The following is an 8,965-nucleotide window of genomic DNA, read 5'->3' on the forward strand; positions in this document are numbered from 1 at the left end:
CCCACACGACGCCGTCATTCGACCAATTTGCCTTCCGTCGATACATCTCGCATGAGCCGGGCGATATCGTCGGGGATCGCGGGGATCTCCTCGCGTTCGAGCTTGCCGGGACCGGACCACACGAGGTTCACCCGCAGCGCCGGATCCAGGTCAGGGTAATCGGACCGATTGTGGCAGCCACGGGTTTCGCGTCGCTCCAGCGCGGCTTCCAAGGTGGCGCGTGCCGCGAGCACCGAGGACTTCAGATCGAAGGCGTGCGCCAGATCCTGGAACCCGGCGGCGTCGGGGTGCACGCCGATATTCGTCATTCGATCCTCGACCTCGTCGAGTTCGGCCAAGCCTGCCCGAATCCCGGTCTCGTCGCGCACCACGCCGGCGTGCTCTGTCATGGTGTCGCGCACGGCGCGTTGCAGGGCCCGTACGTTCTCCTGCCCGTCGACCGCCAGCAGCTCATCGATCTCGGCGCGAGCCTCGACGAGCGCACGGTGGGACCGACGCTGTGCGACCAGCTCGGCCGAGTACCGCGCTGCCGCCTCGCCGACGATCCGGCCGTAGACGAGCAGTTCGATCAGCGAGTTGCCGCCGAGCCGGTTGGCGCCGTGCAGACCGCTCGATGCCTCGCCGATCGCATAGAGGCCCTCGACGCCGGTACCGTGATCTTCGGAGCGAACCCACACTCCGCCCATGGAATAGTGCGCCGTCGGCGCGATTTCGATCGGATCGCGAGTGATGTCGAGCATTTGCAGCTCCAACATCGTCTGGTAGACGCGCGGCAGTCGCCGCATGATCGTTTCGCGAGGCAGGTGCGAAACATCCAGCCAGACAGCACCGTTCGGGGTTCCTCGACCCTCCTTGATCTCGGTATAGGCGGCCAGTGCAACCCGGTCGCGGGTCGAGAGCTCCATGCGTTCCGCGTCGTAGCGCCGCATGAAGCGCTCTCCCGCGGCGTTGCGAAGAATGCCGCCTTCTCCCCGTGCGGCTTCCGATACCAGTGTCCCGGCCGCATTCTCGGGTTCGATGAGCCCGGACGGGTGGAACTGCACGAGCTCCGGGTCACGAATCCGGCCGCCCGCGAGGACTGCGAGCCGGAACGAATCACCGGTGTTCTCATCACGTCGGGAAGAGGTGCGACGCCAGATGCGGGTGTGCCCCCCGGCGGCGAGGATTACCGCGTCGGCTCGGAACACGTAGCGCTCGCCACTGTCGAGATCGAAACCGTAGGCGCCGAAAACCACGTTGTCACGCATCAGGATTCGGGTCACATAGCAGGTATCGATGATCTGGATGCCGAGCTGCGCGACCCGGTTCACCAGGGTCCGCTGGATCTCGAGGCCGGTGTAATCACCGGCGAACGCGGTGCGCCGGTAGGTGTGCGCGCCGAAGAATCGCAGCGATATCCGTCCGTCGGATTCGCGAGCGAACGGCATGCCCCAGCGCTCGAGATCCTCGATTCCGCGCGCGGCGTTCTCGGCGACGACCTGGGCGGTATCGGGCCGCGCCAGTAGGTAGCTTTCGGTGATAGTGTCCGCCGCGTGCTGCTGCCAGCTGTCCTCGACGTCCATGGTCGACAGCGCGGCATTGATGCCGCCGGCAGCGAGGGTGGTGTGCGCGTCCGCCTTCGGCCGCTTTCCCACCACCAGGACGTCGATGCCGCGCTCGGCCAGTTCGATCGCCGCACGGAGGCCGGATCCGCCGGTGCCGACGACGAGCACCGACGTCGCGATCTGACGTTCGCCGGATGTGAGCATCGATTCGTTCCCTTCCGAAGGGGCAGTTCGCGCGGGCGGGCCGATTGCCGCCCGCGCGAACAGTTCAGTTGCTGGTCAGCCACTCCGACAGCCGCGTCTGCGCCAGTTGCGCATCGCTGCCGGGCAGCAGCTCGCGCTGCGGCACCGCCCCGAAATACCGGGCCTCGGGATCGGTGACCACCGTGCGCGCATCCGACCGCGCGCTCAGCACGGTGCGGATCCATTCGTCGAGGGCGATGATCTCCGGGCCCCCGATCTCGATGGTGCCGTTCTTCGGCTCGCCCGCCGCCGTACGGCCGACAGCGGCTGCCACATCGTCCGCGGCGATCGGCTGCACACTGGAACCCGGGAGCCGTACCTGACCGTCAACGGTCGCGGAATCCGCTATACCACCGGCGAATTCGAAGAACTGCGTGGCGCGCACGATCGAGTACGGCAGGCCCGATCCCTCGATCAACTCCTCCTGCGCCACCTTCGCCCGCAGATACCCGGAATCCGGCAACCGTTCCGAACCCACCACCGACAGCGCGACGTAATGCCCGACACCGGCCGCGCCGGCGGCCTCGAGCAGGTTCGTCGTGGAGGTCCGGAAGAACTCCATCACGTCGTTGTCGGCGAACGACGGCGAATTGGAAACGTCGATCACCACGTTCGCGTCCTGCAGTGCTTCTTTGACTCCCTCACCGGTGATGGAGTTCACGCCGGTATTGGGTGCAGCCGGAACCGCCTGGTGGCCGTGCTCACCGAGTCGTGCGACGAGCTTGGAGCCTATCAGGCCGGTACCGCCGATGACGACGATCTTCATGCTCATTCCTTTCGTTCGGACGTTGCCGCGGGGCCAGCGAAACTCCGCTATATCAAGGACAGGGCAGGCGGTGATTTTGTGACAGTGCTTGTGCCGAGGCCGTTCGATTACGCTCGATCCTGCGGCGCTACGTACTCGAAGGTCGGCCCCGCGGTGGTGCGGCCGTCACCGCTGGGCATCTTCATGAGAGCTTGGGCTTGGGACTTCAACGCGTACATCGCCCCCACCGCATCCCGCATCAGCGACGGGCTGCCGTTGAAGGTGTCCTCGAGTAGATACAACAGCAGGCAGTAGGTGTTGTTGAATTCCACCTGCGCGAGGCGGACCGCGCTGCCTTCCGGATAGTCGGCGGTGCGGGGGTTGGGGCGCATCGGCAGCACTTTGTTGGGGTCGAACAGGATCGGTTCACCAGTGGGCCCGGACTGCGGGGTGTCACCGAGCTGGAACCGCTTACCTTCCTTCAGTTCGAGGAAGCGATAGTAGTGGGCGACCTCGTCGCGATCGGGATGGAAGACGTCCTTCTCGCCGTCCCACACCTCGGTCCGCGCCGCGCCTTCGCCCTGCTCGACGATCTCGGCCAGCGCCGTCAGCGCCGACTTCAGATCGTGCACCGGAACGACCTGTCCGCCACCACTGTTGAAGTGCATCTCGTTGATCTGCCGACCGGGGTCGCCGCAGAAGACGGCATCCTCGCCGAGGGTGTCGACCAGCGAGATGAGACCGAGTTCGACGGCCGCGTAGAACTGCCCGATCGTGTGGTAGCCGTCGGATTCGGGTAGCGCGTCCGCCGAGGCGGGCCGTTCGATGTTCAAGAACAATTCGAGGGCTTCGGAACCGAACGGCGCGAGCTGTATTTGTACGGATCGATCGCCGTGCGGCAGCGGATGCGGATACGCGGGCAGCATTTCGGGCGCGTCGAGCTTGGGCTCGCCACCTACCGCATTGAGCAGATTAGCCGCCAGCGCCAAGTGCAGCATCTCCTCTACGAATACGCTGCTGATGACCTGTGCCGCTTCGGCATTGGCGCCCGGCTCCAGCGAATACAGCGCGCACATGTACGGCGGTATGGTCGCGTGCTCGAGCTCGATCGCCCACTGCAGATGGCGACGCAGATCGTCCATTGTCTCGATGGCGTGACCCGTGCTGATGTCCATAATCGAACCTCGTCTCGACAGATGTTCATGTGGTGTCGACAACTAGGACAGTGCGTCCGGTAGAACTGTGACAAGAACTTGCGACTCGCCGTCGCAACACCGGGCCGAGCTCGCGGGGCTCGAACACGGCGATCGTTTTCGGGTCCGGCGGCGGGAGAAAGCCGCTGAAACACGACCCAACCAAAACGCGGGGTAACCGCGGGGCCAGACCCATGAAACAGGTCAGGCCCGGTCTTAGACCGGGCCTGACCTGCTATTTCTGTGGAGCTAAGGGGACTCGAACCCCTGACCCCTACGCAGGGGTTCTAGATGTCTCGTGGTTCCCATCGCTTCCTGAAATATCCTGTGAACTGCGGGAACGGTACGGTGGTTGGTCCCGACGCTTCCCATTGGTTCCCGTGGTTTCCCGTTCAAACCGGGGGGTTAGCGCGGGGGCGGTCAAGTTTTGCACGGTTCCCGGCGGCGGATGTCCTGCGGCCCCGTAGCGGTGCGGGGTGCCTGCCGCGCTGTGGGCCCGGCGGCAGGGCGTCGACAGATTGTCGCGTTCCCTACCCATCCTGGTTCCGGGGGTTGTCCTGGGCGGTGCCGGAGACGAATGGTGCTAGCTGGTTGAGAACGGCGGTGGAATCGGGGGCCAGCGCGGGCCGGTCGATGTAGTGCTGTTCGGTGGTGGCACTGTTGCGGTGTCCGGCTTGCCGCTTGGCCTGTTCGGGTCCGAACCCTTCAGCCACGGCGGTCAGGTTCGTCTTGCGGTAGGTCTTCGGGGTGATCCAGGCGTAGGTGGTTCCGCGTGCGGCGCGCCAGGTGCGACCGAAGTTATGAGGGTCGCGCCAGCCGCCACGCCGCGAGGGAAAGAGCGGAGTTTCGTCGTCGGGATCCCAATCGTCGGCACCAAGTGCCCGCAGGGTCTCGATGGTGAACGTCGGTAGCACGACGGTGCGGTACCCGGCGTCGGTCTTGGTCCACTCCTGCCGGTACAGCCCCACTCCGGTCACACGGACGATGGTGCCGCTGATGGTCATCTCCCACGGGGTCGCGGAGGTGTCGACATCGCAGCGACGGAACGCGAGGCATTCACCCGGCCGGGCTCCGGTTCCCAGGAGTATGTCGGCGGCGTTGAGGATGTCGGGGTCGCGTGCAGGGCCGCGCGTGTAGGCGGGCGTGCCGGGGATCGCCTTTCCGGCGAGCCAGGTTTCGAGCTGGGCGCGTAACCCGTTGCGGGTTGTCTCGTCCATCGCTTTCGGTTTCTTCTTCTTGCGTTTGATCTTGCCGACTTCGCGCATGGGGTTCTCACTAATCGCCCCGTGACGAACGGCCAGGCTCATCATGCCGGTGAGGATGATCTTGTGGCACTGGGCTTTACGGGTGTGCCCGTTCTTCTGGATCATCTTCAGGTGAGCATCCAGGTAGGAGGTGTCAGCCTCGAACAGCCGCACGCCGCTCATCGCCGTTTTGATCTTCACGGTGCCCTTGCGGGCACGTGGATCGTCGGAGGGTTCGATCTCCTCCCGATACCATTGCAGGGTTTGGGGGGCCACAGTCTCGTCGAGTTCCATTTCTTCGAGCCAGAGGTCCGCCAGTGCGGGGATCAGGGTGTTCCAGGTGACGGCACCGTTCCGCTGACGCCCCTCGGACTTGATCCGTTCCTGAACGACTTCTTTAAGTCGGTGCTCTGCGGCGGTTTTGCTGGCTCCCCATCCTTCGACCCGGATGGTTTCTCCGCTGTAGGAGCGGTATCGGGCCCGTGCCCGGTATTGCCGTGTGCCGAGTTTCGTGCAGCTGATCTTGCCGTATGTTCCCATTGCCAACGCCTGCCGAGGCATCTCTCCAGTACCTTTCCACACTGTTTGGTCTGCGATCCGGATCCGGTCGGATTCACGCGCTTTCCCCGAGTTCGAGCTGGGCTTCCTCCCAGGCGAGGAGGTCGCTGAATCGATATCTCCGATATCTGCCCATTCGAGCAAAGCGAGGACCTTTTCCGAGCGAGGCCCAGTTCGCGAGGGTTTTCTCAGGGATCTGCAATCGCTGAGATACTTCCTCCGTGCTGAGCCAATGGTCCGTCACCGAATTTTGGATACTTCCATTTCCCGGTGACGGTTCTATATTCACGCTCGATATCGGCCCGCGGTCAAGCGGTGCGGTCGAATTGTTTTTCGATCTGCGGTTATTCCCCCTGCTTCGGAATTTGTGCGCCGTTTCGTCCGGCCCGTTGGCCCGGTGTGGGACGTCCGCACCGCCCGCCCGAATCGGCCTGTCCGGGGTTGCTTTCGACGTGGTCGGGTCACCGGCCGACTTGCGAGTGGGCGTCATCGCTGTGGGGCCTTTCGCTGCTCAGACGCTTCCGTGCCGGGGTTCGCAGGCACCGGGAGCGGTGGCTCGCCGAGGTCGACATCGGAGTAGTCCATGTCGCCGGTGGCGGTGAGTTCACCGGGATCGGTGGTGATGAGGGCGTTCTCGGTGTGCGAGGCCAGCGACCCGAACACCGCCCGGTCGGTGCCGCCGACCGCGAGCAGCCCCGAACCGCGTGCGGCCGAGAGCAGGAACTGCTGCTCGCCGTCGGAGAGGTGGAAGGCGGTAGCGACCTCGTCGATGGCCTGAGGTGCCTGGCGCAACAGAATTTGAGTCGCGGCGTTGGAGATGATCGCGCGACCCAGCTCGGTCGAGCACACATCTGCGCAGTCCTGCGTCGCGACGGTCAATCCCGCCCAATACTTGCGGAAGCTCTTCGCCGCCCGGAACAGGAACGCCGCCCCGGCGGGCTGGCGCAGCAACAGCCATGCCTCGTCCACGGTGATCATGCGAGGCCGTCGCTGGCCGGGGTTGGACACCCGTCGCCAGGTCGCGTCAAGCACGAGCAGGGTGCCGATGGTTTTCAGCTCGTCGGGCAGCTCCCGCAGCGAGAACACGATCATCCCGCCCTCGGGTTCGGTGGTGGTGGGCCCGTCGATCAGCCCGGCATAGGCTCCCTCCCCGGTGTAGGGGTGCAGTCCGGCGGCCAGCTCAACGGCGGCGGCCGTGCCGGACTGGTCGAGCTGGTCGCGCAGATCACTCAGCGTGGGCGCGGGTCGGGTCCAGGTGGCGGGGTCGTCGGTGATCCCGGCGTCGGTGTAGGTGGCTGCCAGCGCGGCGTCCAGGGCCGCCCGTTGCGCGGCGGTCTGGTTCCCCAACAGCACCTGGATCAGGGTGTGCAGGAACAGCTTCCGTCGGGTGAGCGCATCGGCCGGGGCGCTGCGGCGGCCGTCAGGCCGCGTGTGGACTTCCAGATCGAACGGGTTGAGCCGGACCCCGGGTGCGCCGAGGCGGATGTGGGTGCCGCCCACGGACTCGGCGAGGCGGCGGTATTCGTCTTCGGGGTCGATGACGACCTGCTCGATCCCGCGATAGAGGGCTCGTAGGATCTCGGTTTTGACCAGGTAGGACTTGCCCGCACCGCTGCGCCCGAGGACGACGAGGTTGTGGTTGTGAGCCTCAGGCCCGAACCGGTCCACGAACAACAACCCCGACGCGGCGTCGCGGCCGTAGAGGACGCCCTGGGGCCGGGCGGCCTGGGCGGGGTCGGCCGCAGGGAGTTGGGGTGAGTCGAACGGGAATGCCGCGGCGAGGGCGGTGGTGTCGAAGGTCCGCCGCACCCCGATCAGGTCCACACCGAGCGGCAGGGTCGTCACCCACGCCTGAGCCGACCGGTAGGACAGCGTGCAGGTGTCCACGAGCAGGCTCGCCGCCAGAGCGCGGACGGCGGCTACCTCGTCGGCCAGCTCGGATTCCGAGGCGGCATGGACGGTCAGGTAGACCCCGACCCGGAACAACCTTGCCTCGGCCCGCGCGACGCGGGCCGACAGGTCAGCGGCGTCTTCGACCGCAACGTCGACCTGCGGGTCGGTCAATCGGCCCCGCCCGAGGTCGTGCATCCTCGAGGACTCGAGGCGGGCCTGCTGGCGGCGCAGCCGGGTGGCGGCGGTGGCCGGGTCGACGGGCTCAATGTGTACCGCGACCTCGACTCTGCCGGGGTGTGAGAGCAGGGGCGCGAGCCAGCCGGCCGTCACCTCGCGCGGGTAGCCGGTGACCGCGAGGGTCGCACTCCAATCGGAGCCGATCTCGAGATGGCGGGTACCGATGGTGAGGGACTCGGGGGCGAACCGGTCGAGCCCCTCACCGAACGGGTCCGGTGCCGGGGTGTCGGGGTCGGTGGTGATCACGGTGTCAGCGGCGGCGATGTCGGCGGCGGCCGACACCAGGCCCTCGGGGTTGGTGCAGCTGGCCACCACGGAGGTCGCGGCATCGTGGTCGAGGGCGGTCACCGAGATCCCCAGCGGGGACAGGACATCGGCGGCCTCGTTCATCCGGCGCAGGAGGCGGGACTCGGCGGCCCGGCGCGCACCACCCGACAGTGTGCGTCGGGCCCGGCGCTGTCCGGGTAGCCGGGCACGTAGCCCGCTGGTGGGCTGGGTCTGGGTCTGTTCGCGCCAGATCAGCAGTACCTGCCGGTGGACCGGGTCCTCGCGGGCGGTCAGGTCGGCGAGGTGATCGGCGTGGTCCAGTGCTGCCGCGGCGAGGTCGGTCGACATCTGGGCGGCGGCGGTGTGCAGGCCGGTGATGTGTTCGGTCAGGTCCAGGCGTGCCGAGCGGATGAGGATTTGCACGGGTTGGCGCAGGGTGTGCAGCCAGCCCGCGAGTTGGCCGACGAGGCTGTCCTGTTCGGCCGGGGTCCGCAGCGACAGGTTGAGGGTTCCGGCGACTGCGATGGCGGCGAGGCCGTCGGCGCCGAGGTCGATTACCCCGACAGCGCCGCTGCCGCTGCTCGACACCGACTCGGGCAGGCGTGTCTGAGACGCTGACAGTTCGGCGGGCACCGGTAGCCGGGAACGTTGAGGTTTGGTGCGGGTTGTGATCCAGCGCGGTGCCTGGGCACGAGTGGCACCGTGCGATCGGATGAGGTGGCGTGGGCGGAGACGGTGGCGAACAGCCGCGACGAGTAATAAGTCGGCGGACAGGCCGTCGCGCCGAGTGAGCACCGCGACCGCGACCACGACGAACACCGGGGCTGCCGCGGCGGCGAACACCGCCGGGGCGAGCACCGTTTTGGTCGCGGTCCATCCCGTGTACAGCAGCACGGCGGTGGTGGCCAGGAGGGCGAGCTGGCGGGCGGTGAAGGGCCCCAGCAGCCGGTCGGAGCGGTCGACGTCGGCGGGGATACGAAATGCATAGGACCCGTTCGTCCGGGTCTCGTGGTAGCTCATTGGTAGTCACGCATCCTTTTC

General features: G+C 66.5%; 6 protein-coding genes. All 6 read right to left on the reverse strand.

Translation table 11 applies throughout. The annotated features are described in order from the left end of the window. Window positions 1–14: 14 nt before the first annotated feature. The 6 genes from IU450_RS10670 to IU450_RS10695 all read right to left on the reverse strand — a co-directional run bounded on the left by IU450_RS10670 (window position 15) and on the right by IU450_RS10695 (window position 8,944). Window positions 15–1,748 (reverse strand): L-aspartate oxidase, encoded by a 1,734-nt coding sequence (locus IU450_RS10670; RefSeq protein WP_195149527.1) that lies wholly within the window; start codon window positions 1,746–1,748, stop codon window positions 15–17. Window positions 1,749–1,812: 64 nt separating this feature from the next. After that, on the reverse strand, window positions 1,813–2,553 hold the full coding sequence (locus IU450_RS10675) for an SDR family oxidoreductase (RefSeq protein WP_195149528.1): 741 nt from the start codon (window positions 2,551–2,553) through the stop codon (window positions 1,813–1,815). Between the two features lie 107 nt (window positions 2,554–2,660). Next, window positions 2,661–3,707 (reverse strand): ferritin-like domain-containing protein, encoded by a 1,047-nt coding sequence (locus IU450_RS10680; RefSeq protein WP_195149529.1) that lies wholly within the window; start codon window positions 3,705–3,707, stop codon window positions 2,661–2,663. 548 nt (window positions 3,708–4,255) lie between these two features. Next, window positions 4,256–5,509 (reverse strand): tyrosine-type recombinase/integrase, encoded by a 1,254-nt coding sequence (locus IU450_RS10685; protein WP_174190123.1) that lies wholly within the window; start codon window positions 5,507–5,509, stop codon window positions 4,256–4,258. Between the two features lie 73 nt (window positions 5,510–5,582). Continuing rightward, window positions 5,583–6,017: a helix-turn-helix domain-containing protein gene (locus tag IU450_RS10690; protein ID WP_195149530.1), complete on the reverse strand. Its 435-nt coding sequence runs from the start codon at window positions 6,015–6,017 to the stop codon at window positions 5,583–5,585. Then, window positions 6,014–8,944 carry a PrgI family protein gene (locus IU450_RS10695; protein ID WP_195149531.1) on the reverse strand — a complete coding sequence of 977 codons (2,931 nt, stop codon included), beginning with the start codon at window positions 8,942–8,944 and terminating at the stop codon, window positions 6,014–6,016. Before IU450_RS10695 ends, IU450_RS10690 begins: the two co-directional genes overlap by 4 nt. Between the last annotated feature and the right edge of the window lie 21 nt (window positions 8,945–8,965).

Origin of the sequence: Nocardia abscessus (assembly GCF_015477775.1) — a bacterium.
Lineage (GTDB): Bacteria > Actinomycetota > Actinomycetes > Mycobacteriales > Mycobacteriaceae > Nocardia > Nocardia abscessus_A.